Below are 25,973 nucleotides of genomic sequence, written 5' to 3'. Positions count from 1 at the left end.
GGCATGCGAAACCGCCATCTCAGAGGTCAACCCCTGAGATGGCGTACGTTCGCACCCGGCTGGTGACCTGGTCTGGCGGGCCCTGTCACCGGTGGGTTGTCAGTTCAGCGTGTGCTGCGGTACGTCGTGGTCGCGGGCGGACAGCCGGCGGTCGTGGATCGCGGGGTCGTGCACCACGTGGTCTGGGGTGCGTGGGGCCGGGCAGACGGGACCATGGTGGATCGGGCCACCGCCCAGCTTCCGGCTCTTCCACTGCTTTTCTTCGTAGTCGTAGTAGGTGTCGACGCCTCCGACTGTCATCCGGACCTCCCGATAATTCCCCCGTTCCCCTGCTGGCTCATCCACAGTCCGTCACGAGTACGTCGCCAGACAAGCGATTCCGGAAATAACCACGGATCAACACGCTCGAACGCCCACTTCTGTTGGATTCACCCACAAACGTGCACTTGCTGGAAACTCTTAGACGGCGACGATCGCGACACCGTGACCCGGCAACCACACGCCGTCCGCCGTCACCTCGGCCGAACCGAACGCCATCACCAGGTACTCCGGCACCTGATCGACCCGCACCACCGCGTCCTCCGCGGCCAGGTTCGCCACCACCCGCAAGCTGCCCCGGCTCACCACCAGCCACGCCCCGCCCGGATCGAACGCCACCCCGACAGACTCCAGCGAGTCGTCCCGCAGCTCCGGCATCCGGGCCCGGAAGGTCAGCAGATGCCGGTACCACGTCAGTACGTCGCGGTGCGGCGCCTCGTCCGGCTCCGACCAGTCGAGGACCGAACTGCGCCACGTTTGTGGATCCTGCGGATCCGGGATCTCGTCCGCGTCCCACCCGAACTCCGCGAACTCCCGCCGCCGCCCGGTCCGTACCGCCTCCGCCAGCGCCGGCTCCGTGTCGGCGGGGAAGTCCGTGAAGAACCGCCACGGCGTCGACGCGCCCCATTCCTCGCCCATGAACAGCATCGGCGTGTACGGCGACGTCAGTACCAGCGCGGCACCGATCGCGAGCTGTCCCGGGGTCAGCGCCGGGCGGTCGCCGAGCGCGCGGTTGCCGATCTGGTCGTGGTTCGACGTGTACGCGAGGAACTGCCCGCCGCGATGCGTCCGCGGATCGACCGGCCGCCCCCACAACTTGTGCCGGAACGTCGAATACGTCCCGTCGTGCAGGAACACCTTCGTCTCGGTCTTCGCAAACACCGCGGGATCTCCGAAGTCCACGTAGTACCCGAACCGCTCCCCGGTCAGCAGTGAGTGCAGCGCGTGGTGGAAGTCATCGCTCCACTGAGCGGTCATCCCCATCCCACTCTGCGCCACCGGCTCGACAGTGCGCGGGTCGTTGAGGTCCGACTCGGCTACCAGGCCAAGAGGTCGCCCTAGCTCGCTGGACAGTGCAGCAGTCTCAGTAGACAACTGCTGGAGGAGGTGCACCGGGCTGTCGTCAACCAGCGCGTGTACGGCGTCCAGCCGCAGCGCGTCGAGGTGGAAGTCGCGGAACCAGCGCAGGGCGTTGTCGCAGACCCACCGGCGTACCTCTGTGCTGCCGGTGTCGTCCAGGTTGACCGCCGGCCCCCACGGGGTGTCGTGTCGCGTAGTGAAGTACGGGCCAAAGCTCCCCAGGTAGTTCCCGCTCGGCCCTAGGTGGTTGTAGACCACGTCCAGGCACACGGCGAGCCCCGCGTCGTGACAGCGGTCTACGAAACGCTGCAGGGCTTCCGGTCCCCCGTACGGCGCGTGCACGGCGTACAGGTCCACACCGTCGTACCCCCAGCCGTGGACGCCGGGGAACGCGGCGACCGGCATCAGCGAGACCACCTCCACGCCGAGCACGGCCAGGTAGTCCAAGTGCTCAGCAGCCGCGTCGAGCGTGCCCTCCAGCGTGAACGTACCGATGTGCAGCTCGTAGAAGACAGCACCCTGTACGTCGCGCCCTGTCCAGCTCTCGTCGGTCCACTCGTAGCGGTCTGCGTCGAAGACCCTGCTGAACCCGTGGACACCGTCCGGCTGCCACGGGCTGCGCGGGTCGGGCAGCGGGTCGCTGCCGTCGACGGAGTACGCGTAGTCGGTGCCGTGGTGGGCCTCTGCTACCTGCCGCTCCCACCAGCCCTCGTCGCCGGACCGCATCGGCAGCACGCCGTCCCGCAGTACCAGGTCTACGTTGCTTGCCTCCGGCACCCAGACGCGGAACGTGTGCATCTCAGCTCCTGACCAGCAAAGCGACCGGCAGGTCCGTCAACAGGTCGTCGATGCGCGTAGCACCGGCGACTTCCCGACCGGTCAGCACATTCTTCCACCGGCCGCTGGGCAGTACCACTGTGCTGTCGCCCCAGCCGCCCAGTCGCTGCAGTGCGGCCGGCAGCCGGGTCGCCACGGTGATGACCGCGTCCCCACGGGCAAACGCGACCGCGTGACCGTTGGACGTCGGCAGCGGCGTGTAGCTACCGGCGAACGCCTCCGGGTACTGCCGACGCAAGCGGAGCGCACGGGACGTGACAAGCAGCTTCTCGTCGGACAGGTCGTCCGGCTTGCCTCCTTCGTCCAGCCGTTGCAGCCGCTCGATGCGCTGCTGGTAGTCCACCGGCCGCCGGTTATCAGGGTCCACCAGCGACAGCTCGACCACCTCGGTCCCCTGGTACACGTCCGGCACGCCGGGCATCGTCAGCTGCACCAGCTTCTGGCCGAGCGTTGCCGCACGCACGTAGTCGGCCTGCCGGTCAGCAAACCGCCGTACCGAGTCCAACACCGCCTTGTCCTGCAGTACTGCGCTGGCGAAGGCCGCGACGGTCTGTTCGTACTCCTCGTCCGGGGAGGTCCACGACGTGTGCTGCTTGGCCTCACGGACCGCCTTCAGCAAGTAGGCCTGCATGCGGTCCTCAGCAAGCGGGCCGTCGTCCCACGTGCCGAAGAGGGTCTGCCAGAACAGGTAGTCCGTACTGCCGTCCAGCGACGGGTTCCGGTGGTCGTCGGCCAAGCGGCGCCATTCACGCACCGCCTCCGACCAGGCAGCCGGCTGCTCGGACAGCACGCCCAGCCGAGCCCGCACGTCCTCTGAGCGCTTGGTGTCATGCGTGGACAGCGTGGTCATCGTCTTCGGCCAGTGCTTGTTCAGACGGGACGCGTACGCGTGGAACTCCTCCGGCGAGACCCCGAAGTGCTCCGGGTCGCCACCGACCTCGTTGAGCGACGTGAGCCGCAGCCACCGGTAGAACGCGGTGTCCTCGACGCCCTTGGCCATCACCGGACCGCACGTCTGCTGGAACCGTACGATCAGCTCGGCCCGCGCCTGCTCGTCGATCGTGCTGGTCTCCCGCCCGAGCAGCAGATGCAGTACGAGGTCCAGCGTGGCCTGCCGGTCCTCGTCGAGATTCGCCCGGGCCTTCTCGGCGGCCCGCTCCATGCCAGCCACCGCTGCAGGCGGCGCCTCCTCGCCAGGGACGACGTACGCGCGGTAGACGTCGAAGTGGACGAGCAACTCGGCGATGACCTCGTGGAACGCCCTCCTGGTGTGGTCACGCAGCCGTACGTCGTCCTGGCAGATGCGGGCCAGTAGCTCGACCAGGCGATGCACCTCGGCGTACTGCCCCTGCTGGACGACCTCACGCTTCGCTTCCTCCACAACCCGACCGAAGTCGGCAGGTGCTCCGGTGAGCTCCGAGTGGAGTGCTGCGAGCGGTGCGGCGCCCGCGGGGTCGATGAAGAGACCCCCGACCCGCAGCAGAGCGTCGTACCCGGTGGTGCCGGCGCAAGGCCAGTCACTCGGCAGCTCCTCGTCGCCTTCGAGGATCTTCTCCACTACGACCCACGCACCACCGGTCCGCTCGGCCAGCCGGCGCAAGTACTCGCGCGGGTTGGCCAGGCCGTCCGGGTGGTCGATGCGGTAGCCGTTGAGCTTCCCCTCCTGCAGCAAGTCCAGCAGCAACTGGTGCGTGGCGTCGAAGACCTCCTGCACCTCCTGCCGTACTGCGGCCAGCGTGTCCACGTCGAAGAACCGCCGGTAGTTCAGCTCCTCGTCCGCGACCCGCCAGTGCGCCAGGCGGTACCACTGCGCCGTGACCAGCTCCTCCAGCGGCAGGGCCTGGGTCCCCGGACGTAGCGGGTACTCGTGCTCGTAGTACCGCAGTACGTCGTCGTCGACCGCCAGCTGGTTGTCGGCCAGCACTTTGCCGATCCGCTGGCCCAGCACGGCCATCAGCAACGGCTGGTCTCCCGCGCCCCAGTCCACGTCGAACCACTCCGCGTACTGCGAGCCGGGCCCGAGCCGCAGCACCGACCACAGCGCCTTGTTCAGGCTCTCCGGAGTCGGTACGGCGACGTGGTTCGGTACGACGTCCGCGATCGCGCCGAGCCGGTACTGCGCGAGCCGGGCCGCGAGCCGGTCGAACGCGGGCCGGCCGCCCATCGGTTCGGACAGCCGGCTGTGGTCGACCACGTCGTACCCGTGGGTGGAACCGGGCGCCGCCTGGAGGATCGGCGACAGGTAGGCGTGCGAGGCCCCGAGGTTCGCCAGGTACGGGACCATCTCGGCCGCGTCGTCGAATCCGAACTCGGCGCGGAGCTGGAACCGGTAGGTGGCCTGCGGGACCTGCGTCATGCCTGCCTCGACCGTGTCAGGACAAGGGTGCTCCGGGCCTCCAGCTGGACCGTCGAGCCGGCGGCGTGCGGGGCCGCGTCCCCGGTGCCCGTGGGCGTCGTCGTGTCGACTGCGACTGTCCAGGTCTCGCCGTACTCCTCCGGTGGGAGCAGGAAGTCGACCGGCTCGAAGTTGCCGTTCAGCAGCACCAGGAACGAGTCGTCGACGACCGGCTCGCCGCGCGGGTCCGGCTCGGAGATCGCGTCGCCGTTCAGGAACACCGCGATCGCCCGGGCGTCGTCGCGCTGCCAGTCGCCGTTCTGCATCTCGGTGCCGTTCGGGTTGAACCACACCAGGTCGCCGAGGCCGTCGATCCCGGTGTCACCGTGGAAGAACCGGCGGCGGCGCAGTACCGGGTGATTGTTGCGCAGCTTGACCAGCGACCGGGTGAACTCGAGCAGGTGCTTCTGCGGCTCGGTCAGCTGCCAATCGATCCAGGAGAGCTCGTTGTCCTGACAGTAGACGTTGTTGTTCCCGCTCTGGGTCCGGCCGAGCTCGTCGCCGTGGGCGATCATCGGCACGCCCTGCGAGATCAGCAGCGTGGTCAGGAAGTTGCGCTCCTGCTTGGCCCTCAGCCGCAGGACCTCCGGGTCGTCGGTCGCACCCTCGACGCCGCAGTTCCAGGAGCGGTTGAAGCTCTCGCCGTCCTTGCCGCCCTCGCCGTTCGCCTCGTTGTGCTTCTCGTTGTACGAGACCAGGTCGCGCATCGTGAAGCCGTCGTGGGCGGTGATGAAGTTGATGCTCGCCAACGGCCGGCGGCTGTCGTCCTGGTACAGGTCGGACGATCCGGTCAGCCGGGACGCGAACTCGGCCAGCGTGGACTTCTCACCCCGCCAGTAGTCCCGGACCTGGTCGCGGTACTTGCCGTTCCACTCGGTCCACAGCGGCGGGAAGTTGCCCACCTGGTAGCCGCCGTCTCCGACGTCCCACGGCTCGGCGATCAGCTTCACCTGACTCACCACCGGGTCCTGCTGGACCAGGTCGAAGAACGCCGACAGCCGGTCGACCTCGTGGAACTGGCGGGCCAGCGTGGCCGCGAGGTCGAAGCGGAAACCGTCCACGTGCATCTCGGTGACCCAGTAGCGCAGCGAGTCCATGATCAGCTGCAGCACGTGCGGGTGCCGCATCAGCAGGCTGTTCCCAGTGCCGGTGGTGTCGTAGTAGTGCGACTTGTCCTGGTCGACGAGCCGGTAGTACGCCGCGTTGTCGATGCCCTTGAACGACAGCGTCGGGCCGAACTCGTTCCCCTCGGCGGTGTGGTTGTAGACGACGTCGAGGATCACCTCGATGTCCGCCTCGTGCAGCGCCTTCACCATCGTCTTGAACTCGGTCACCTGCTGCCCGCGGGTCCCGGTGGACGCGTAGGCGTTGTGCGGCGCGAAGAAGCCGATCGTGTTGTAGCCCCAGTAGTTCGACAGGCCGATCTGCTGCAGGTGCCCGTCCTGGGCGAACTGGTGCACCGGCATCAGCTCGATCGCGGACACCCCGAGCTCCCTGAGGTGCTCGATGATTGCCGGGTGCCCGATCCCGGCGTACGTGCCGCGGATGTTCTCCGGCAGGGCCGGGTGCGTCTTGGTGAGGCCCTTGACGTGCGCCTCGTAGATGACCGTCTCGTGGTACGCGTGGCCCGGCGGGCGGTCGTTGCCCCAGTCGAAGAACGGGTTGGTGACCACCGAGAGCATGGTGTGCTCGCGGTTGTCCATGGTGTTCAGCTCGTCCGGCTTCGCGAACCGGTAGCTGTACAGCGACTCGTCGCCGTCGATCTGCCCGTCGACCGCCTTCGCGTACGGGTCCAGCAGCAGCTTGGACGGGTTGCAGCGGTGACCCTCGGACGGGTTGTACGGCCCGTGCACCCGGAACCCGTACCGCTGGCCCGGCTGTACGCCCGGCAGGTAGGCGTGGTGCACGAACCCGTCCACCTCGGTCAGCTGCACCAGCTGCTCGGTTCCGTCGTCGCCGAGCAGCGACAGATCAACTCGTTCGGCAACCTCCGAGAACACCGCGAAGTTCGTCCCGGAGCCGTCGTACGTGGCACCGAGAGGGTAAGGACGACCAGGCCATTTCTGCACCTGACGACAGTAGCCACCCCGGACCGGTTCGCCGTACACCCGGGTGTTTCAGTTCCGAGAATTCACAGAGCAGGGCCTTGCAGGAAGCCGCAAGACTTATAACGTCCCAAATCCTTCACAGCTCCGCTAACCGTGAGCGAGCGGTCGGCCTTCCGGACCCGGCGCACAAGGCCGGCCGGCTGGACCGCGGGCGCGTAGCCTGCAGGGTCCAGTTGTTCGCTAACCTAAAGCGATGAGACTCTCACGGGGCGTACTCGTCGTTGCCGGCCTGCTGACCCTCACGGCTGGGGCGAAGCCGTGCATCGTCGGCGGCACGGTGACCGGTGTCAGCGAGGCTCCGTGGGCGATCGCGCTGAACACCACGCAGTCCGAGTCGTCCAGCGGGCGGTACTGCGGCGCGACGCTGATCAAGCCCGACAAGATCGTCACCGCGGCGCACTGCATGGACGAGGCGACCTCGACGTACTACGCGGTGCAGGGCCGTGCCGACCTCGGTGACAGCTCAGTGGGACGGGTGTCGACGATCAGCAAGGTGTGGATCCACCCGGGGTACAACACGAAGAACAACCGGTACGACGTCGCCGTGCTCACGCTGGCGAAGCCGTTCACCGGGGTGCCGGTGCTGCCGCTCGAGACGCGGGTCCGGGCGGACGCGGCGGGCGCAGTACCGACCGTGTACGGCTGGGGCGACACGCAGGACACCGGGCCTGACGAGACGTTGCAGAAGGCCGCAGTACCGGACCTGGGCGACAAGACGTGCCTGGCCAACAAGAGCTACGTCGCCAACGGGTACACCGCCGCCACCAACATCTGCGCCGGCTACCTCAAGGGCGGCACCGACGCGTGCCAGGGCGACTCGGGCGGACCGCTCGTCCTCAACGGCCGCCTGCTCGGTGTCGTGTCCTGGGGACAGGGCTGCGCGCAGCCGGGCGAGCCTGGCGTGTACGCCGAGATCGCGCCCGTGGCTGAAGCGTTGCTGCAACACTGAACGTATGTCCGACCCCGTTCGCGTCATCAAGGCCGGTGACCTGGTCGCCGCTGACCCGACCTCCGGCATGCTCCGGATGCGGGCGTTCGAGCTCCCGATCCTGTGGGCCGGCCAGGTGATCACCCAGCCCGGCATCACCTCCGGCTGGCACCACCACGACAAGAACGAGAGCAGCCTGTACATCGTGTCCGGTGTGCTCCGGCTGGAGTTCGAAGGCTCCGACGACTACCTGGACGCGGTGGCCGGCGACTTCGTGCACGTACCGGCGTTCACCGTGCACCGGGAGAGCAACCCGAGCACCGAGCCCTCGCTGGCCATCATCGCGCGGGCCGGCAGTGGGATCCCAACCGTGAACGTCGACGCCCCCGCACGGCGATGATTACGAGGGAGAGAGCTCCGTAAGTAGTTCGAGCTCCGGGCACCCGAGGTAAATTGCGTCGTGGGCGACCAGTGGCAACCGCCACCGGAGCGCCGTTGCCGCGATCCACAGATCACCCTGATGCTGCTTCTGGTGCAGCGGGTGCCCCGATTGCCTACACTGCGCGCGCAACCGGGCGTACACCCAAGTCGTCTCGTCGTCGGCCGGAAGAACGGCACTCCGGTGGATCAGACGCTCCAGGTTGTCCAGCCGCTTGTCTCCCCACCCCGCAACGACCGCGCCGTACCGAGCCTCTGCCACCGTCTGATGTGCGATAGCGATCCGACGACCGAAGACATGCTAGCCGTACATCGGGATGAGCGTCGAGCGAGGCTTCAGCCAGGCAGTGAAGACGTTCGTATCGAGCAGGACTGTCCCAACCGTCACTCGTGGATCGCCCGGACGAACCGGTCCCATTCGTCGTCGGCCAGATCGGGGATCTCGAACGACTCGTCCTCTCCGAGCGGCTTGCTACCGCGCAGAAGATCCTCAAGGTGGTGCCGTTGCCAGTAAGAAGCACCGGCACGGTCCACAGCGTCAGGCGCTGACGTTGGCTCTGACATCTCCGACCACCTCCTTGCTTCCACCAGAGTACCGGAACCGATCAGTCCCTCGGCCAAATCTGCTTCAACACGTGAGCAGGCTGGGTGCCGGTTAACCTGGCTGGGTGCTACTCCGTCTCGCGGCCGATCGACGTCGCTGACATGCCGACTCACGAACAGGTCACCGTCGGCGTGGTCGGCGCCGATCAGATCGTGCCCCGGATCGTGAACCTGGCCCGGGAGCTGGACAACCCGGCGCTCCGACTGGTCACCGCGGTGTACGCCGACGAGCACGCCGCGCACGAGCAGGCGGCCCGGATCGCGTCCCGGGTCGACGTTTTCCTGTTCGCCGGGCCGCTGCCGTACGACATGGCGGTCGCGGGCGGGCTGCCGGTACCGGCGACGTACGTACCGAGCGGCGGGCCGGCCCTGTTCTCGGCGCTGCTCCGCGGCGTACTGGAGAAGGTCTTCGATCCGGCCCGGATCAGCGTCGACACGATGGCGCGTCGCGACCTCAAGCACGTCTACGAGGAGATCGGGCTGAGCGTTTCCGGGGTCCGGCTGAAGGAGTACGCCGGTCCGGAGTCGGCCGAGGAGTTCCTCGACTTCCACCGCACCCTGCACGCGCGCGGCCGGACCACCGGGGCGGTGACCACGGTGCCGACCGTCGACGTCGCGCTCCGGAACGCCGGCGTACCGACGCTCCGGATGACGCCGTCGTCGATGACGATCCGGCAGGCGCTGACCACCGCGATCCTGATGGGCGGCGGCGCCAAGCTGGAGGAGTCCCGGATCGTCACGATGATCGTCCGGGTGCCCGCGGCCTCGCTGCCGGCACACGCCAGCGCGAGCGCGTACTGGTACCAGGAGCTGCGGTTGTCGCTGCACCGCGAACTGCTCCGCGACGCCCGGCCGATGGACGCCGCGGTGGTGCCACGCGACGAGCACAGTTTCCTGATCGTCACCACGATGGGCTCGCTGCGGCTGGCCACCGACAACCTGTCGACGGCGCCGTTCCTGGACCGGATCTCCGAGGAGCTCGGGATCCGGCTCGAGGTCGGCATCGGCCTCGGTACGTCGACCCGTGAGGCCGAGGTGAACGCCCAGTCCGCCGTCGACAAGGCGGCCGGCGGGGGTACGGCGTTCGTGGTCGGTCCGCACGGCTTCGTGCTGCAGATCCCGGGCGAACGCACCCGGGCCGCCGAACGGCCGGTGCCGGGTGATTCGCGTGCTCTGCAGATCCTGGCGACGCTGGCCGAACAGCTGGAGAGGGCGAACGACACCGAGCGGGTCGTGGACGCGGAGAAGGTTGCCGAACTGCTCGGCGTCACGCTGCGGACAGCGCGCCGGACGTTGACCACGCTGGTGGACGAGGGCCTCGCCTGGCCGATGCCGCCGCCCCGCTCGAACAAGCTCGGCCGGCCGCCGCGGCCGTTCCAGCTACTCGTGGAGAAACTCCCCCGCTAGTTATTACGGACATCCATAACTGCTATTCAGGTCTTGCCGTAGGTTGTCCGCTGAGGCAGGGTGGTCGGCATGCCTGCAATCGCGGTGGTGGACAACCGGGTGGCGACCGAGCAGGCCCACCAGGCGGGTCAGGACGCCTGGTGGGTCTACCTGGACGAGGTCCTCGGGCAGCTCCGGCTGCCGTATCGATCGGTCGCTCCGGACGAGATCCCGGACGACGTCCCCGTGCTGATCGTGGCGGCCCCTGGCGCTGGTCCTACCGATGGGCTCGAGCAGTGGGTGCGCGCGGGCGGCGCGTTGATCGTCGTCGGCGATCCCGGTCAACTCTCCACGCTCGCGGGCGTCGCGGCGTACGAGGCCGTACCCGATGGTCAGGTGACACCTGTAGACGTCCCGGTCTGGTCGTACCGCCCGCCGACCGCACTGCACGCGATCGGCGGACGGCTCGAGCCGTCCGATGCCGAGGTAATCGCCCGCTGGCAGGACGACGCGGCCGCGATCACCCTGCGCCGGCTCGACGCGGGCGTGGTGCTGACGTACGGCGTCGACCTGTGGCAGACGATCGTCCGGATCCAGCAGGGGTACGCCGTGACCGCGGACGGCGCGCCGGCTGCCGACGGTACGGCTCCGATCGACGACGGGATCCTCAAGTGCGAGGACGGGATGGCGCTCAGCTTCGAGCACGACCGGGCGATGCCACCGGGTGAGCCGGAACTCGTCGAGCGGTTCGAACATACGTATCCACCGCCGAGCGCCGTACCGATGTTCGACCAGCCGCAGGCCGACTGGTGGTGCGCGCTGTTCGCGCAGAGCCTGTGGTGGAGTGCCGAGCAGAGCGGGGCCGTGGTGCCGTGGCTCTGGTACTGGCCGGCCGGGGTGGATGCGGTCGCGCACATGTCGCACGACTCCGACGGGAACGTCGAGGAAGAAGGGCAGGCCGCGCTCGACGCGTTCGCCGAGGCCGACGTCAAGGTCACGTGGTGCCACCTGTTCCCCGGCGGGTACTCCGCCGATCTACACGTGGAGATCACCGCGGCCGGACACGAGAACGCCCTGCATTACAACGCGATGGGCGACGCGGACCTGGCAGTCTGGGGCTGGCCGCAGGTGCGGGCGCAGTACGCGTGGGCGCAGGCCGTCACCGGGACCGAGCAGATCGTCTCGAACAAGAACCACTACACCCGCTGGGAGGGCTGGACCGAGTTCTACACGTGGTGCGAGCGGCTCGGCCTCCAGATCGACGAGTCCCGCGGGCCCAGTAAACAAGGGGATGTCGGCTTCACCTTCGGCGCCGCGCACGTGACGTTCCCGATGGCGCCGGCGGCCGAGGGCAACCGGCTGTACGACGTACTCAATCTGCCGCTGCACACCCAGGACCTCGCCTGGGCCGGGCACGCCGCCGTCCGCGACGTGATCCTCGACGGTGCGCAGGCGGTCCACGGCGTCGCGCACTTCCTGTTCCACGGGCCGCACCTGTACCTGCGCCCGCCGACCCGGAGGGCGTGCATCGAACTCGCCGCGGAGGCGCGCCGGCGCGGGATGCCGTGGTGGACGGCCGGACGGATCAACGAGTGGGAGCGAAGCCGGCGGGGTGTCGAACTGTCGGTCGCGCGGCATCCCGACGGGCTCGAGGTCCGGGCACGCGCCGCGTCGACGGTGCCGGGCGCCGCGATCATGGTTGCTTCGGAGCGCCGGAGCGGCCCGATCGTCAAGGAGGGCGAGGGATCGGCGCGGACGGTGGACCGGTTCGGCCGGGCCTTCGTCGAGCTGACCGCGGATATCGTTGCCGGAGACAACAGATGGGTGATCACACCATGATGCCGGAGTGGCCGCAGTACGACGACGAGGAAGCCAAGGCGCTGCTCGCGGTGCTGAACTCGGGGAAGTGGGGCAGCACCAGCGGGGACACTGTCGCTACGTTCGAGCGGGAGTTCGCGGCGTACCAGCAGGCCGGGTACGCGGTCTGCCTGGCGAACGGGACGCTCGCGATCGCGGTCGCGCTGCGGGCCGCCGGCGTCGGGATCGGCGACGAGGTGATCGTGCCGCCGTACACGTTCGTCGCGACCGCGTCGGCGGCGCTGTTCGTCGGCGCGGTACCGGTGTTCGCGGACGTGGATCCGGACACCCACCTGCTCGACCCGGCCGCCGCCGAGGCTGCGATCACCGAGCGGACCAAGGCGATCGTCGTCGTCCACCTCGCCGGGCGGCCGGCGGATCTCGACGCGTTCACCGCACTCGGGGAGCGCCACGGGCTGACCATCGTCGAGGACGCGGCGCAGGCGCACGGGGCGGCGTACAAGGGCCGGCCGGTCGGGGCGATCGGTGACCTCGGCACGTTCAGCTTCCAGAGCAGCAAGAACATCACCGCCGGCGAGGGCGGCGTCGTACTCACTGACTCCGCGGAGCTGGCCGGCGCGGTGTATTCGCTGGTCAACGTGGGGCGTGTCCCCGGCGGCGGCTGGTACCAGCACGAGACGGTCGGCTACAACCTGCGGCTGACCGAGTTCCAGGCGGCGATCCTCCGGGTCCAGCTCCGCCGGCACCCGGAGCTCCAGCAACTCCGCGAACGCAACGCCCAGCTACTCACGGACCTGCTCTCGACCGTCGACGGCATCCGGCTCGCACCCGAGGACCCCGCCATCACCGCCCACGGCCGCCACCTCTTCATGCTCCGCATCCCCGACCACCGCGACGCCGTCCTCAAGTCCCTCACCACCACAGGCTTCGACAAGGCGTCCTCCGGCTACGTCCCCCTCCACCGCAACACCGCAGTACTGCGAGAGGCAAAAGCAATCACCGACCGCCTCAACCAGCCCTACCCCGAGACCGACTGCCCGAACGCCGACACCGTCGCCACCGACACCATCTGGATCCCCCAGCCCTACCTGCTCGGCACCGAACCCCAAACCCGGGCCCTCGCCACCGCCATCACCACCGCAGTTGCCGAGAGCAACTAGCGGACGGCGGCGGCGAGGTGGTGCAGGTCGGCGAGCTTGGTGGGGAAGTCCTGCAGGGTGGTGGTGATGGCAGCGTCGATGGCGACCTGGTCGCCCATCCAGCGGGCTGGCGGTGTTTCGCCGAGGGCTACCTGAAGGTGCTCGCCGAGGACCTGCAGGTGGTTTCGGGTCACGCTGAGACGTCAGCAGATCCGGAATGGTGCTCGACCCAGCGATGGACCCGGAACAGCCGGTCCTCGATCTGCACCAGCCAACCCAGGAACGGATCGACCGGCATCACCGGCTCCGGCATGTCCACCCCGGCGTCGAGCGCCAGCTGCTCGAACGCCATCGCAACCGCCAGCTGATCGGTCAACCCGTCGCCGTTGAACTGCCCGCCCGTCGCCGGAAAGTATCCCTTGACGAAGTACCCACCCAACCGCCAAGCATCGTTGTCACCACGCCGCACATGCACCAGCTCACCACCACCCGAGCCCAGGTCGAACGCGAGCGCAATCTCCTGCGGCGTAGGCGTGTACACGACAGCAGTCTCTCAGCCGTCCTGCCGAATGGGCAGTACGGCAGCAAGAAGTTGTTGCGTATAAGGATCCTGCGGATCGCGGAACAACTCCTCGGTCGGGCTCTCCTCGACCAGTCGCCCCTTGTTCATCACAGCGACGCGATCGGCCAGCCGTTCGACAACGGCCAGGTTGTGCGAGATGAAGAGGAACGACAGCCCCAGCCGATCGCGCAGGTCGGTGAAGAGTTCGAGGATCTGCGCCTGGATCGACACGTCCAACGACGACGTCGGCTCGTCGCAGACCAGCAGCTCGGGTTCGAGCGCCAGCGCCCGCGCGATCGCGATCCGCTGCTGCTGACCACCCGAGAACTGCCGCGGATACAGCTCCGCATGGTGCGTGTTGATCCCCACCAGCTCAAGCAGTTCCAAAGCCGTCGTACGCCGGGACTCCCGGTCGCCACGGTCGTGCAGCCGCAGTGGCTCCATCACGTTGCCGATCGCGCTGAAGTGCGGCAACAGCGAACCGTACGGGTTCTGGAACACCATCTGCATCCGCGGGCGCAGCAACCGCAACTCACGAGCCGGCAGCGTACCCAGATCACGCCCGTCGAACTCGACCCGTCCCGAGGTCGGCGTCTGCAGCCCCATCATCAGCCGCGCCATCGTCGACTTGCCGCTGCCGCTCTCCCCGACCAGCCCGAGCGTCTCGCCCCGATGCACGGTCAGCGACACGTCGTCGACAGCGCGCACCTCACCGGCCCGGGTCCTGAAGACCTTGGTCACCGACGAGGCCCGGATCAGCGGCTCAGACATCGGCGGTTACCTTCCAGCAGGCGGCGTCCCGCGAGGGGCCGATCGTCAACGGTTCCTGTTCGGTGCTGCAGCGCGGGAGTTCGGCCTGCGGGCAGCGCGGATGGAACGGGCAGCCCTCCGGACGCCGGGAGAGGTCGGGCGGGCTGCCGGGGATCGGCCGCAGCGGCAGGTCGCGTCCGCCGACCTCGACGCCCGACCCGAGCAGGCCGACGCTGTACGGATGCCGCGGGTCGTCGAGCAGCGTCCCCATCGGCGCGCGTTCGACGACCCGTCCGGCGTACATCACGACGGCGTCGTCGCAGAAGTACCGCGCGACACCGAGGTCGTGGGTGATCATCACGATCCCCGTGCCGCGCGCTTTCAGGTCCGCCAGCAGGTCGAGGATCTGGCGTTGCACGGTGACGTCGACCGCGGTGGTCGGCTCGTCGGCGATCAGCAGCGCCGGCTCGGTCACCATCGCCATCGCGATCATCGCCCGTTGCCGCATCCCGCCGGAGAGCTGGAACGGGTACGTGCGGATCCGCTTCTCCGGGTCCGGGATGCCGACGTCGCCGAGCGCCCGGATCGCGCGCTTGCGGGCTTCCGCCTTCGTGCACAGGCCGTGCCAGATCAGGTGCTCGGTGAGCTGCCGCTCGAGCGTCAGCGTCGGGTTCATCGCCTCCATCGCGCTCTGGAACACCATCGCGATGTCGCGGCCGCGGATCCGGCGCAGCTCCTTGTCGCCGATCGCGAGCAGGTCCCGGCCGCCGTACAGCGCCTGGCCGCCGGTGATCCGCGCGGTCCGCGGCAGGATGCCCAGCACGCTGCGCATCGTCACGCTCTTGCCGCTCCCGCTCTCCCCGACGACCGCCAGCGCCTGTCCCCGCTGTACGTCGAACGAAACGCCGTCGACCGCAGTCAGCGGATCGCCGCCCTCACGTCGGAACGTCGTCCGCAGCTCCCGGACCGACAACAGGCTCATCGCTGCTCCCCACTCGCGTCGAACGCGTCCCGTACGCCGTCGCCGATCCACGTGAACGCCAGCAGCGTCAATGCGAACAGCACCGCCGGCGCGACCAGCAGGTGCGGCGCGGCCAGCAGGTACCGGCTGCCGTCGCTGATCATCGCGCCCCACGACGGGGTCGGCGGCTGGACGCCCAGCCCGAGCAGCGCGAGCCCTGCCTCGGCGGCGATCGCGGCCGGGATCGCGAAGCTGGTGGTGACCAGGATCGGGCCGATCGCGTTCGGCAGGATGTACCGGATCGCGATCGTGGTGCCCTTCGCGCCCATCGACCGGGCCGCCTCGACGTACTCGCGCTGTTTCAGCGTCAGCACCTGCGCGCGGACCAGCCGGGCCTGCGTGACCCAGGAGGCGATCCCGATCGCGACCACCAGCGCGAAGATGCTGCGCCCCAGCACGGTCACCATCACGACCGCGAACAGGTAGCTCGGGAACGCGTACATCACGTCGGTGAACGCCATCAGCACCTGCTCGACCCGCCCGCCGAGGTAGCCCGCGAGCAGCCCGATCGCCAGCGCCAGCACGAGCGCCGTCAGCTCGGCACCGAACGCCACGGTCAGCGCGGTCTGCAGGCCGTAGATCAGCCGGCTCAGGATGTCCCGGCCGAGCAGGTCGGTCCCGAGCAGATGCCCCGCGGATCCCGGCCCCGCGAGCTTGTGCTGGATATCGGTCTCTTCATAGCCGTACGGCGCGATCAGCGGCGCGGCGATCGCGACGAGGATCAGGAACGCGCAGAAGATCAGGCTCCCGAACGCCAGCCGGTGCCGACGAAACCTGGACCAGGCCCGCGCCCACGGACCGCGCGCAACCCTCACGCCCTCAGTCGCGGTCATGGGGACCACCTCCGGCCGCACGGATTCGCGGATCGAGGAGCCCGTACGCCAGGTCCACGACCAGGTTGGTCACCATCAGGATCAGCGCGAAGAACAACGCCGTACCCATCAGCAACGGCATGTCCCGACTGGCGGCCGCGTTGGCGAAGTACAGGCCGAGACCGGGGATCCGCAGCAGCGCCTCGACGAACACGGTGCCGGTCATCAACGCCGCCAGCAGCGGTCCGGCCACGGTGACCAGCGGGATCAGGGAATTGCGCAGCGCGTGCCGGACGATGACGGTACGCCGTGGACCGCCCTTGGCCAGCGCCGCCGTGATGTACTCCTCGCGCAACGTCTCCAGCATGCTCGACCGCACGTACCGGGCCAGCACCGCGGCCGGGCCGAGGCTCAGCGCGAGCACCGGCAGGATCAGGTCCTTCGGCCCGTTCCAGCCGCCGGACGGCAGCAGCTTCAGCGTGGCGGAGAACAGCAGGATCATGAACGCCGCGGTCAGGTAGCTGGGCAGCGCGTGCCCGAGCGTGACCACGAACATCGTCGTATGGTCGGACTTCGAGTTCTGCCGCAACGCCGCGAACACCCCGACCGGTACGGCGATCAGCAGCGCGAGCAGGACGGCCAGCAACGCCAACGTCGCCGACACCGGGAACGCCTCGGCGATGATGTCCTGGACGTTCCGGCTGGCGTACTTGTACGACGGCCCGAAGTCCCAGTGCGCCGCACCCTTCATGAAGATCAGGTACTGCTTCCAGGCCGGTACGTCGGCGCCGTACCGGGACTCGAGCTCGCCGACCATCGACTCGGTGCCGACGCCGCCGAGGTTGGTGGCGCCGCTGTTCACCCGCTGCAGGTCCGCGAAGTTGCCCGGTGCGAGCTGCAGCAGGGTAAAGGTCAGGATCGAGACCGCGATCAGGGACAGGACCAGCCGCACCACGCGCTTGCCGATGTAGACGGCGAGCCCCACGGTCAGCTCACCACGCTGAGCGGCTTGAGGTAGAAGTAGTCCGGGTACGCCCGCAACTGCAGGCCGTGCACCTTCGGCTTGACCGCGTGGAACAGGCTCTGCCAGAGCACCGGCAAGTACAGGTACTGCTCTTCACGCAGCTTGGCGGCCTGCTTGTACAACGCCAGCCGCTTCGCGTCATCGGACTCGGCAGCGGCCTGCTCGACCAGCGTGCCGATCTCCAGCGCGGGCTTGGCCGCGTACCCGGTGCGGATCGCCTTGAGCTGGGCGGTCTTCGCGGCAGGCGTCATGGTCTTGTCGTCCTGCACCGCCTGGTACTTCTGCCACTGGTCGCTCGGCAGGCTGATCTCCTGGACGTTCTGCGGCGACCACAACGACCCGACCATCGTCGGCCAGGTCGGCAGCCCGGCGAACGTGCCGTAGTAGAAGCCGATGTAGTCGCCCTTCTGCACCTGCCAGCGGCGCTCGGTGTAGACGCCGGCCTCGACGTGGTCGACGACCGCCTTGATCCCGAGCTGCTTGGTCCAGCTGTCCACGATCGCGTCGGCGAGCGTCGTGTCCGGTACGCCGACCAGCAGCCGGACCGGCGGCAGGCCCTGACCGTTCGGGTAGCCGGCCTGGGCGAGCAACTGCTTCGCCTCGCCGACGTCCTCCTTGATCGCGATGCTGTCGTCCCAGCCCTTCGCCCGGCTGGTCACCAGCGAGACGCCGGGCTGCTGACCGGGTTGGACGCCGGCCAGCGTCTTGCGGTCCAGCGCCAGCGACAGCGCCTTACGGACCCGTACGTCGTCCATCGCCTTGTGCTGACTGCGCAGCTTCGCGAGGTAGAGGATGCTGTAGTTCTCGGTCTGCTCGAGTTCCTTCGACAACGTCGCGCTCTTCTGGAACCGCAGTACGTCCGGTCCGGCGAGCTGGACGAGGTCGGTCTCGCCGTTCTCGTACGGCACGGTGGCCGTCGCGGCCGCGCTCGGCTCGACGAGGTTCACCTGGATGCGGCCGACCTTGACGTTGCCGCGGTCCCAGTACTTCTCGTTCGGTACCAGGATCAGCCGCGAGTTCGCGACCCATTCGGTCACGGTGTACGGCCCGTTGGACACGTAGTTCGGCGGGTTCTGCCAGTCCTTCGGCTTGCTCTCGACGAGGTCCATCGGCAACGGCAGCATCGCCGGATGGGTGAGCGCGAGCAGGAAGTCCGGGTTCGGGTGGGCGAGCGTGAGGACGAGCTCGTGGTCCCCGTTCGCATGTACGCCGACCTTGGTCCAGTCGGTCAGTACACCGGACAGGAAGTCCTGCGCGCCCTTGATCCCGGTGGCGGTCTGGTAGCTGTTCGCGCCGAGCGTCGTACCGCCGGCCGAGCCGCCCGCCGGGGTGAACAGCCGCTTGTAGGTGCGCTCGAAGTCCTGTGCGACGACCGGTTTGCCGTCGGACCACTGGGCGTTGCCGCGCAGCGTGAAGGTGTACGTCAGGTGGTCGTCGGAGACCTTCCACTCGCTGGCGACGGCGGGCTGCACACCGTCGCCGTTCTCGTTCTGGGCGACCAGGCCCTCGGAGATTCCGCGACTGAGGATCCACATGCCGTTGGTGATCACCTGCGGATCCAGCACCTCGACCGGAACGTAGTCGATCTTCAGCGTCGACTGGCCGTCGGGAGCCTTGCTGTCGGCACCGAACAGGCCGCAGCCGGTCAGCGACCAGCTGCCGCCGATCGCGGCGATCGTGAGACCGGACAGCCGAAGGAAGTCACGCCGGGTCTGACCGACCGGGGACTGGCGAACAGAGAGATGGGCGCTGATAGCCAAGGAAATGCCGCCTTTCTGGCGTCCTGAACTCGACTTATGGCGCGACCGTAGGGCCGTAACAGCGTCGGAGTCAACGCTTTACGGCCATTACCGTAATTATTTCAGCGGAAGCGCTCGTACGCCGGGATCGTCAGGAAGTCGACGTACTCGTCGGCCAGCGCCACCTCCAGGAACAGCGACCGGGCGGCGGCGTACCGGGCCGGGTCGCCGAGCTTGGCGATCTCCTCGTCGGCGATCCGCTCGACCAGCTCGGTGCTGACGGTCTCGCCGGTGTCCAGGACGACCTGGTTACGGCGCCACTGCCAGATCTGGGAGCGGGAGATCTCGGCGGTGGCGGCGTCCTCCATCAGGTTGAAGATGCCGACCGCACCGGTGCCGTCGAGCCAGACCGCCAGGTACTGCAGCGCGACGCTGACATTGTTGCGCAGCCCGGCCTCGGTGACCTCGCCGGGCGTGGCGGCGACGTCGAGCAGCTGCTCGGCGGTCACCGTGACGTCCTCGCGGAGCTTGTCGATCTGGTTCGGCCGGTCGCCGAGGACCGCGTCGAAGACCCTGCGGCAGGTCTCGACCATCCCCGGGTGCGCGACCCAGGAGCCGTCGAAGCCGTCGCCGGCCTCGCGGGTCTTGTCGGCCTCGACCTTGGCGAACGCCTGCTCGTTCACCGCCGGGTCCTTGCTCGGGATGAACGCCGCCATGCCGCCGATCGCGTGCGCGCCGCGCTTGTGGCAGGTCCGTACGAGCAGTTCGGTGTACGCCCGCATGAACGGCACCGTCATCGTCACGCTGTTCCGGTCCGGCAGCTGGAACGCCGTACCGCTGGTGCGGTGGGTCTTGATCACGCTGAACATGTAGTCCCAACGGCCCGCGTTCAGGCCGGCCGAGTGCTCGCGGAGCTCGTAGAGGATCTCCTCCATCTCGAACGCCGCCGGGTAGGTTTCGATCAGTACCGTCGCCCGGATCGTCCCGCGCGGGATCCCGAGCGCCTCTTGCGCGGTCACGAACACGTCGTTCCACAGCCGCGCCTCGAGGTGTGACTCCATCTTCGGCAGATAGAAGTACGGGCCCTGGCCGCGGTCGAGCTGCAGCTGCGCACAGGCCGCGAAGTACAGCGCGAAGTCCACCAGCGAGCCCGACGTCTCCTCGCCGTCGACCAGGATGTGCTTCTCCGGCAGGTGCCAGCCGCGCGGCCGGACGACGATCGTCGCGAGCTCGTCGTCCGGCTTCAGCGCGTAGCTCTTCGTGCCGGTCCTGAAGTCGATCTTCCGGGTGATCGCGTCCAGCAGGTTCAGCTGGCCGCCGACGACGTTCTCCCAGGTCGGCGTGTTCGCGTCCTCCTGGTCGGCGAGCCAGACCTTGGCGCCGGAGTTCAGCGCGTTGATCGTCATCTTCCGGTCGGTCGGCCCGGTGATCTCGACCCGGCGGTCGACAATCCCCGGAGCGGGCGGCGCCACCCGCCACTCCGGGTCGTCGCGGATCTGGTGCGTCTCCGGCAGGAACCCCAGCTCCGTCCCGGCCACGATCGCGGCGATCCGCTCCGCACGCCGCCCGAGCAGCTCACGCCGGCGGCCGTCGTACGCCCGGTGCAGCGTCTCGATCAGGCCGAGCGCCCGCTCGCTGAGAATCTCGTCGTACCGCTCGTGCAGCGGGCCGGTGACGTCGACTGACACTGGGGGGCTCCTTAGTCAAGAACTACGATCTCGTGGTCCGTTATCCGGTATACCAACACCGTAATCCAGCCGTCGCGCTCCTGCACGCCCGCCTCCTGACGCGAGACACCACTCGAAGCTGCGGACGATGACGCTCGACCGCGAGCCGCCGATCAGCTGAGCTTCGGTAGCACCTCCCGGAGTACCTGGGCGTGCTCCTCCGGCCGGGAGAGCCCCATGTTCATCGTGTTGACGCACAGGTGGGTTGCGCCGAGGGCTCGCCAGGCGTCGGCGAATGCGCGCCAGTCCTGCTCGGGTACGGCGCCGAGGGTCAGGCGGGCCTCGACACCGATGTCCTGCGGGTCGCGGCCGGCGTCCTCGGCTGCCTGCCGGATCAGCGCGAGCTGCCGGCGCGCGGTGTCGTCCGGGGCGGACTGCGGCATCCAGCCGTCGCCGATCCGCCCGGTCCGCCGCAGTACGGCATCCGCGCCGCCGCCGAACCAGATCGGGATCTCCCGTCCCGGCAGTGGATTCAGCCCCGCCTGCTCGACGTGGTCGAACGTGCCGTCGTACGAGATGACCGGTTCGGCCCACAGCTTCCGCAACAGGTCGACCTGCTGACTCAGGCGGGCGCCGCGCTTCTCGAACGGTACGCCGAGCGCGTCGTACTCGACCTGGTTCCAGCCGATGCCGACGCCGAGCCGCAACCGGCCGCCGCTCAGGATGTCGACCTCGGCGGCCTGTTTCGCGACGAGCGCGGTCTGCCGCTGCGGGAGGACGAGTACGCCGGTGACGAGTTCGAGCGTCGTGGTGATCGCGGCCAGATAGCCGAACAGCACGAAAACCTCGTGAAACAAGGACTTGTCGGTGTACCCGGTCCAGCCCGGACGGTTCGCCGGGTCCGCGCCGAGCACGTGGTCGTAGGCGAGCACGTGGTTGTACCCGGCCGCCTCGACCGTCGTCGTCCACTCGCGGACCACCGCCGGGTCCGCCCCGATCTCGAGCTGTGGGAACACCGCGCCGATCTTCATTTTGCCTCCAGCAGATCAATGAGACCCTTGACCGCAAGGTCGAACGGTTCGCGCGAATCGGCCGCGCGGGCCAGCACATAACCACCCTGCAGTACGGCGGCGATCGTCGCGGCGGTCCGCTCCGGGTCGACGGACTCCGGGTACTCGCCACCACGCTTGCCCTCGGCAACCACCTCCGCCAGCCGGCGCTGCAGCCACGCGAACGTCTCCGCGACCGGTGCCCGCAGTACCGGATCCGTAACCACCTCCGGATCCGCCACGAGCCGCCCGATCCGGCACCCCTTGAGAACGTCCCGCTCGCGCGTCAGATACCCCTCGATCCGCGCCTCCGCCGTACCGTCGCCGCCCAGTTGCCCCTCGGCAGCCTCCCGCAGCTCCGCCCCCGACCGCTCGATCGCCACCTTCGCCAGGTCGGCCTTCCCGGTGAAGTGGTGATACATACTCCCCTGGCCGGCCTCCGCAAGCCGCTGCACCGCCTTCGGCGAGGTCCCGACGTACCCCCGCTCCCACAACATCTCCTGCGCACTACGAATCAACCGCTCAACCGTCTCCACGCCACCACTGTACTAACAGGTACAGGAACCCCCGACGCAACGTTTGCTCCGACTCGATCGTCCTGGGCGTGGAAGAAGTGCGCTCGGCACGAGTGAGGAGTATGCGATGAAGATCGTGGACCTGGCCGAGGACGCCGCCAGCACCCGGCGAGGCCGCAGGCGGACTGCGTGGCTCGCAGTCGCGGGCGTCTCGGTCAGCACCGCCGCAGTGGTGTTCGCGGTTGTCTGGGCCGTTCGGCCCGGGGAACCTCAACCGCAGGTGGCGGCAACCGCTCCGGTGCCCTTCCCACAGGCATGCGGTGCGAAGCTCACCGGTCAGCATCCGGCGGAGTCACCGCTCCGAGTCACTATCGCCGAGCAACCGATCACTCGCGTGGAGGTGTACGGCCGAGTGACCGGCGTACTGACCAACAGTTCCCGCGGGGGCCGTCGACGGCGCGACCGCGAGTGCGGTCCGAGTGATCGTCGTCAGGAACGGCACCGTGGTCGCCACGACCGGCCCCATCGCCGCCAGCGCCATCCAACTGACACTGGCCGCCCGCGCCAGCAGGGAGCTAACCATTCCCGTACCGCTCGATCACTGCGGCACCACCCAGTCCCCGCTGATCCCCGGCACCTACCAGCTTTACACCGAGTACTCGGTAGCCCTCACGCCCACCGCAAACTGGACCGTCCTTCGCAGTGGGCCATGGACCGTGGAGCTGAAGTAACGGCCGGCTGGGGAGGGCAGGCCTCCCCAGCCGGCACTGGTCAGCCGACCGTGACGACCTTGTTCGCGCTGTACGCCGTCGTGTGGTCAGTGTCGGCTGGGAACCAGACGCGGTAGGCGATCTTGCCGCGGAGTGCCGGCTTGATGCCGAAGGCGTACTTGCCGGAGGTGCTGAGCTTCACCGACGCGATCGACTTCCACACCTTGTTGCCGTACTGCTGCAGGTAGACGGGCTTGCCCGCGTGCGCCGGGGCGACGTACCCGCTGAGCACCGTCGTCTTGCCGAGCTTGATCGCCGCCGGCGAGAGCGCCGCGGAGACAGTCGGCGCCACCTGGACGGTGATGTCGGCGGTCCGGGTTCCCATCAGGTCGGCGTTGCCGGGGAACGTCAGCATGTAGACCGACGACACGGCCGGCTTCGTGACAACGGCCAGGTTCCCGGTCGACGTCGTCTTCAGCGCCGCGAGCAACGTGAACTTCGACGACGTCTTCGGCCGGACGTACACGTTCACCGGCAGCCCGGCGTACGCCTTGTTGTCGATCCGCAGGGTGCTCCCCTTGATCGTGATCGCGCCGCCGTAGCTGATCGACGTCGACGTGGTCGCGATCCCGGACTTCATCCCGAGCAACTGCTTCACCGCGATCGGGCTGTAGTGCCCGGTCCGGTCGAGCACCCAGGCGCCGTACGTGTACGTCGCGTTCTGCGCCAGCCCGGTGTTCTTCACCGCGGTACCCGTACCCGCGTAGACCAACGTCCCGGTCGTCGGCGTCGGCACCTTGCTCCCGACGTTCCGCCGCACGATCACCTGATCGAGGTCCGGCGTCGGCGGAATCGTCCACGCGAGGTTCGCCGCAAGGTAGGCGCCGCTACCGCTGAACACGGTCAGCTTCTGCGGGGTCAGGTCGACCGTCGAGAACACGCTGCTCCACCCGTCGTCCCGCGTGTTGGGGGCGAACGCCCCGAGCGTCACCGTGACCCGGTACGGCGTGGCCTCGGAGAGCGGAGCGTTCGGCGTGATGGTTGCCTTCCGGGTCGCGGCGTCGTACGCGACGGCGCCCGGCACCACGGCGCCGGTCTTACCGTTCTGCAGGAACACCGTGTCCGAGGTGATCCGAGCCGGATCCATGTCGGAGGCGAAGGTGACGGCCGGTGTGCTGGTCAGCGGGGCACCGACGCCGAGATCGGCCGGGGTCACGTCCCGGACCGGGTAGGCGTACTGCACGCCGGAGGAGCGTCCGGTGGCTTCGCTGACGGTGAGCGTGTACGGCCGAGTGTCGCGCGAGCCGTTGTCGTTGCGGACGGCAATGTATGTGTCACCTGCCTGGACGGCGGCGCCGACACTGACCGTGAGCGGCCCCCAGATCGGTTGGTGAGTGGTCGGGGAGAAGTCCGGGTAGGCCTTCACGTCACCGGCGACCGCCCTCAGGTTGGAGTCGACGACGAGGAGCCGGGGACCGAAGTTCGCCGTGTACTTGTCGTCGTTGAACTCGGGGCCGGTCACGCTGAACGTGAGGTTGCGGACCGCGTCCGAGGTCACCTTGTACCAGTCGGTCTCGCCTTCGGTGTTGATCGTGCCGCTGACCGATCCGAGGGAGATCGCGGTCGCCCGGGCCGGCTGGTCGTTGCCGTCGGGTGCGGCGACCGGGAAGTCCGGCGCCCACTTGCCGCCGAGGGCGGCGTACGCGTCGACGATGCCGTGGCCGTAGTACGGGTCGATGCCGCGGGGGCCGGCGTCGCGGGCGAGGCTCTCCACCCGCTGCGCGACCTGGGCAGGGGTGAACGTCGGCCACTTGTTCTTCACCAGCGCCGCGATACCCGCGACGATCGGCGCGGAGCAGGAGGTGCCGGTGCAGTACCAGTACGGCTCGTACCCGGGCGGCGTCAGCGCGCGGGAGCCGGTGGACAGGATGTCCACGCCCGGCGCGGCGACGTCCACCCAGTCGCCGTACGAGCTGAAGTCGGTCAGCGCGCCCGCGGCGTCCGTCGCGGCGACCGCGATCGCCTCGGGGTAGGAAGCCGGGTACTGCAGGCTTTCGTTGCCGTCGTTGCCGGCGGCGACCACCACGACGACGCCGCTGGCGTACGCACGTTTGACCGCGTCGTGCAGGATCGGGTTGTCGTCCGGGCCGCCGAGGGACATGTTGATCACCTTGGCCTTGTGGGCGACCGCCCAGTCGATGCCTTCGGCGATGTCGGCGTCGTACCCGGTGCCGTCCGAGGCGAGAACCTTGACCGGCATCGCCTTCACGTTCCAGCCGACGCCCGCGACGCCGAGGCCGTTGTTCGCGGCCGCGGCGATGATGCCGAGCGTCATGGTGCCGTGGCCGTGGTCGTCGACCGGGTTCGGACGGGTGCTGGAGACCGCGTTGTAGCCGGGGACCAGGTGGCCGGCCAGGTCCGGGTGGCCCGCGTCCACGCCGGTGTCGAGGACCGCGACGATCTGGCTGCCGGTCGACTTCGACAGGTCCCACGCCTGCGGGACGCGGACCGTGCTCAGGTACGCCTTCTGGTCGGACGCGTAGTACTCGTCGTTCGGGACGGCCGAGATGTAGCGCTTGTAGTTCAGCGAGGCCAGTTCCACGGTCGGGTCGGCCTTGACCTTCTTCAGCAGGTCCGGTGCCGGTTCGTCGCTGGTCAGCTTCACGACGGTCGATGCCACCGGGTCCTCGGCGGTCGCGCCGTACCGCGAGACCGCGGCCCGCCGGTTCGCGGCCGTCGCCTTCGGCTTGAACTTCACCATCACCGAGTGCGCGTCGTACTCCGCCTGGTGCTTCCCCGCCGCGAACGGCGGCCGGTACGGGCGCGGCGGGGCCGCGGACCCGCTCGACCCGGTGACGACGACCACGCCACCCGCGATCATCGCCGCAGGCATCACCAGCCGCAGCAAACGCTTACTGAACACCACAAACCCCCAAGGGCCTCGACAGGGCGGGAAGACCTATTCGGTCTGGTCCTAAATCGTCGAGACCCCCCTCGGCGTTACACGCACCGGCCGCCGTAACCGTTTCGTGTCGCGCAGGCGACAATCACCCGATGGACCAGCGCACAATCCG

22 protein-coding genes are annotated in these 25,973 nt (G+C 68.6%); 6 read left to right on the top strand and 16 right to left on the bottom strand.

Annotation, left to right across the window (positions count from 1 at the left end):
• Positions 1-99 precede the first annotated feature (99 nt).
• The 4 genes from JOF29_RS27565 to glgX all read right to left on the bottom strand — a co-directional run bounded on the left by JOF29_RS27565 (position 100) and on the right by glgX (position 6,699).
• Positions 100-300: a hypothetical protein gene (locus tag JOF29_RS27565; RefSeq protein WP_209697330.1), complete on the bottom strand. Its 201-nt coding sequence runs from the start codon at positions 298-300 to the stop codon at positions 100-102.
• A 159-nt stretch (positions 301-459) separates the two neighbouring features.
• Entirely contained in the window at positions 460-2,196 is a 1,737-nt protein-coding gene (gene treZ, locus JOF29_RS27560) for a malto-oligosyltrehalose trehalohydrolase (protein WP_209697329.1), read from the bottom strand.
• Position 2,197: 1 nt separating this feature from the next.
• A complete protein-coding gene (gene treY, locus JOF29_RS27555) occupies positions 2,198-4,591 on the bottom strand; it encodes a malto-oligosyltrehalose synthase (RefSeq protein WP_209697328.1) in 2,394 nt (797 codons plus the stop codon).
• A complete protein-coding gene (gene glgX / locus JOF29_RS27550; protein WP_209697327.1) occupies positions 4,588-6,699 on the bottom strand; it encodes a glycogen debranching protein GlgX in 2,112 nt (703 codons plus the stop codon). Before glgX ends, treY begins: the two co-directional genes overlap by 4 nt.
• A 232-nt stretch (positions 6,700-6,931) precedes the next feature.
• Between glgX and JOF29_RS27545 the strand changes: the two genes are divergently transcribed.
• Both JOF29_RS27545 and JOF29_RS27540 read left to right on the top strand, forming a co-directional pair.
• Positions 6,932-7,687, top strand: a complete 756-nt coding sequence (locus JOF29_RS27545) for a S1 family peptidase (RefSeq protein WP_209697326.1) — start codon at positions 6,932-6,934, stop codon at positions 7,685-7,687.
• A gap of 4 nt (positions 7,688-7,691) precedes the next feature.
• Positions 7,692-8,066, top strand: a complete 375-nt coding sequence (locus tag JOF29_RS27540) for a cupin domain-containing protein (RefSeq protein WP_209697325.1) — start codon at positions 7,692-7,694, stop codon at positions 8,064-8,066.
• Between the two features lie 422 nt (positions 8,067-8,488).
• Here JOF29_RS27540 and JOF29_RS27535 read toward each other — a convergent pair whose 3' ends face one another.
• Complete coding sequence (locus tag JOF29_RS27535) at positions 8,489-8,668, bottom strand: hypothetical protein (RefSeq protein ID WP_209697324.1); 180 nt, start codon at positions 8,666-8,668, stop codon at positions 8,489-8,491.
• 141 nt (positions 8,669-8,809) lie between these two features.
• On the opposite strand from JOF29_RS27535, the gene JOF29_RS27530 reads away from it, so the two are divergent.
• From JOF29_RS27530 to JOF29_RS27520, 3 genes are all read left to right on the top strand, one after another.
• Positions 8,810-10,114, top strand: coding sequence for a hypothetical protein (locus tag JOF29_RS27530; RefSeq protein ID WP_209697323.1), 1,305 nt, complete (start codon positions 8,810-8,812; stop codon positions 10,112-10,114).
• Between the two features lie 69 nt (positions 10,115-10,183).
• The gene (locus JOF29_RS27525; RefSeq protein WP_209697322.1) at positions 10,184-11,932 is read left to right on the top strand and encodes a hypothetical protein; all 1,749 of its coding nucleotides are present in this window, start codon (positions 10,184-10,186) and stop codon (positions 11,930-11,932) included.
• On the top strand, positions 11,914-13,071 hold the full coding sequence (locus JOF29_RS27520) for a DegT/DnrJ/EryC1/StrS family aminotransferase (RefSeq protein WP_209697321.1): 1,158 nt from the start codon (positions 11,914-11,916) through the stop codon (positions 13,069-13,071). Before JOF29_RS27525 ends, JOF29_RS27520 begins: the two co-directional genes overlap by 19 nt.
• Here the strand turns inward: JOF29_RS27520 and JOF29_RS27515 are convergent.
• From JOF29_RS27515 to JOF29_RS27470, 10 genes are all read right to left on the bottom strand, one after another.
• Positions 13,068-13,244, bottom strand: a complete 177-nt coding sequence (locus tag JOF29_RS27515; protein WP_209697320.1) for a hypothetical protein — start codon at positions 13,242-13,244, stop codon at positions 13,068-13,070. The genes JOF29_RS27520 and JOF29_RS27515 overlap by 4 nt on opposite strands.
• Complete coding sequence (locus JOF29_RS27510; protein WP_209697319.1) at positions 13,241-13,591, bottom strand: hypothetical protein; 351 nt, start codon at positions 13,589-13,591, stop codon at positions 13,241-13,243. Before JOF29_RS27510 ends, JOF29_RS27515 begins: the two co-directional genes overlap by 4 nt.
• Before the next feature lie 12 nt (positions 13,592-13,603).
• Entirely contained in the window at positions 13,604-14,383 is a 780-nt protein-coding gene (locus JOF29_RS27505) for an ATP-binding cassette domain-containing protein (protein WP_209697318.1), read from the bottom strand.
• Positions 14,376-15,344 (bottom strand): ABC transporter ATP-binding protein, encoded by a 969-nt coding sequence (locus JOF29_RS27500; protein ID WP_209697317.1) that lies wholly within the window; start codon positions 15,342-15,344, stop codon positions 14,376-14,378. Before JOF29_RS27500 ends, JOF29_RS27505 begins: the two co-directional genes overlap by 8 nt.
• The gene (locus JOF29_RS27495) at positions 15,341-16,216 is read right to left on the bottom strand and encodes an ABC transporter permease (protein ID WP_209697316.1); all 876 of its coding nucleotides are present in this window, start codon (positions 16,214-16,216) and stop codon (positions 15,341-15,343) included. The genes JOF29_RS27500 and JOF29_RS27495 overlap by 4 nt, the downstream gene beginning before the upstream one ends.
• Positions 16,203-17,180, bottom strand: coding sequence for an ABC transporter permease (locus JOF29_RS27490; RefSeq protein ID WP_307863730.1), 978 nt, complete (start codon positions 17,178-17,180; stop codon positions 16,203-16,205). The genes JOF29_RS27495 and JOF29_RS27490 overlap by 14 nt, the downstream gene beginning before the upstream one ends.
• A gap of 2 nt (positions 17,181-17,182) precedes the next feature.
• On the bottom strand, positions 17,183-18,979 hold the full coding sequence (locus JOF29_RS27485; RefSeq protein ID WP_209697315.1) for a peptide ABC transporter substrate-binding protein: 1,797 nt from the start codon (positions 18,977-18,979) through the stop codon (positions 17,183-17,185).
• 101 nt (positions 18,980-19,080) lie between these two features.
• Positions 19,081-20,646: a malate synthase A gene (gene aceB, locus JOF29_RS27480; RefSeq protein WP_209697314.1), complete on the bottom strand. Its 1,566-nt coding sequence runs from the start codon at positions 20,644-20,646 to the stop codon at positions 19,081-19,083.
• Between the two features lie 152 nt (positions 20,647-20,798).
• Complete coding sequence (locus JOF29_RS27475) at positions 20,799-21,656, bottom strand: LLM class F420-dependent oxidoreductase (protein ID WP_209697313.1); 858 nt, start codon at positions 21,654-21,656, stop codon at positions 20,799-20,801.
• Positions 21,653-22,210: a TetR/AcrR family transcriptional regulator gene (locus tag JOF29_RS27470; protein WP_307863729.1), complete on the bottom strand. Its 558-nt coding sequence runs from the start codon at positions 22,208-22,210 to the stop codon at positions 21,653-21,655. The genes JOF29_RS27475 and JOF29_RS27470 overlap by 4 nt, the downstream gene beginning before the upstream one ends.
• 458 nt (positions 22,211-22,668) lie before the next feature.
• On the opposite strand from JOF29_RS27470, the gene JOF29_RS27465 reads away from it, so the two are divergent.
• A complete protein-coding gene (locus JOF29_RS27465; protein ID WP_209697312.1) occupies positions 22,669-22,920 on the top strand; it encodes a hypothetical protein in 252 nt (83 codons plus the stop codon).
• A 40-nt stretch (positions 22,921-22,960) separates the two neighbouring features.
• On the opposite strand, the gene JOF29_RS27460 is transcribed toward JOF29_RS27465, so the two are convergent.
• Positions 22,961-25,822 (bottom strand): S8 family serine peptidase, encoded by a 2,862-nt coding sequence (locus JOF29_RS27460; RefSeq protein ID WP_307863728.1) that lies wholly within the window; start codon positions 25,820-25,822, stop codon positions 22,961-22,963.
• Between the last annotated feature and the right edge of the window lie 151 nt (positions 25,823-25,973).

Source organism: Kribbella aluminosa (assembly GCF_017876295.1).
GTDB classification, from domain to species: Bacteria; Actinomycetota; Actinomycetes; order Propionibacteriales; family Kribbellaceae; genus Kribbella; species Kribbella aluminosa.
The sequence above is the reverse complement of the archived record's forward strand: the minus strand, read 5'-3'. Positions and strand labels throughout refer to the sequence as shown.

Bases quoted from the DNA above. Each gene is read 5' to 3' on its own strand.
- JOF29_RS27565 (WP_209697330.1), bottom strand. From the start codon at position 300: ATGACAGTCGGAGGCGTCGACACCTACTACGACTACGAAGAAAAGCAG.
- treZ (WP_209697329.1), bottom strand. From the start codon at position 2,196: ATGCACACGTTCCGCGTCTGGGTGCCGGAGGCAAGCAACGTAGACCTG.
- treY (WP_209697328.1), bottom strand. From the start codon at position 4,591: ATGACGCAGGTCCCGCAGGCCACCTACCGGTTCCAGCTCCGCGCCGAG.
- JOF29_RS27545 (WP_209697326.1), top strand. From the start codon at position 6,932: ATGAGACTCTCACGGGGCGTACTCGTCGTTGCCGGCCTGCTGACCCTC.
- JOF29_RS27540 (WP_209697325.1), top strand. From the start codon at position 7,692: ATGTCCGACCCCGTTCGCGTCATCAAGGCCGGTGACCTGGTCGCCGCT.
- JOF29_RS27535 (WP_209697324.1), bottom strand. From the start codon at position 8,668: ATGTCAGAGCCAACGTCAGCGCCTGACGCTGTGGACCGTGCCGGTGCT.
- JOF29_RS27530 (WP_209697323.1), top strand. From the start codon at position 8,810: ATGCCGACTCACGAACAGGTCACCGTCGGCGTGGTCGGCGCCGATCAG.
- JOF29_RS27525 (WP_209697322.1), top strand. From the start codon at position 10,184: ATGCCTGCAATCGCGGTGGTGGACAACCGGGTGGCGACCGAGCAGGCC.
- JOF29_RS27520 (WP_209697321.1), top strand. From the start codon at position 11,914: ATGGGTGATCACACCATGATGCCGGAGTGGCCGCAGTACGACGACGAG.
- JOF29_RS27505 (WP_209697318.1), bottom strand. From the start codon at position 14,383: ATGTCTGAGCCGCTGATCCGGGCCTCGTCGGTGACCAAGGTCTTCAGG.
- JOF29_RS27500 (WP_209697317.1), bottom strand. From the start codon at position 15,344: ATGAGCCTGTTGTCGGTCCGGGAGCTGCGGACGACGTTCCGACGTGAG.
- JOF29_RS27495 (WP_209697316.1), bottom strand. From the start codon at position 16,216: ATGACCGCGACTGAGGGCGTGAGGGTTGCGCGCGGTCCGTGGGCGCGG.
- JOF29_RS27475 (WP_209697313.1), bottom strand. From the start codon at position 21,656: ATGAAGATCGGCGCGGTGTTCCCACAGCTCGAGATCGGGGCGGACCCG.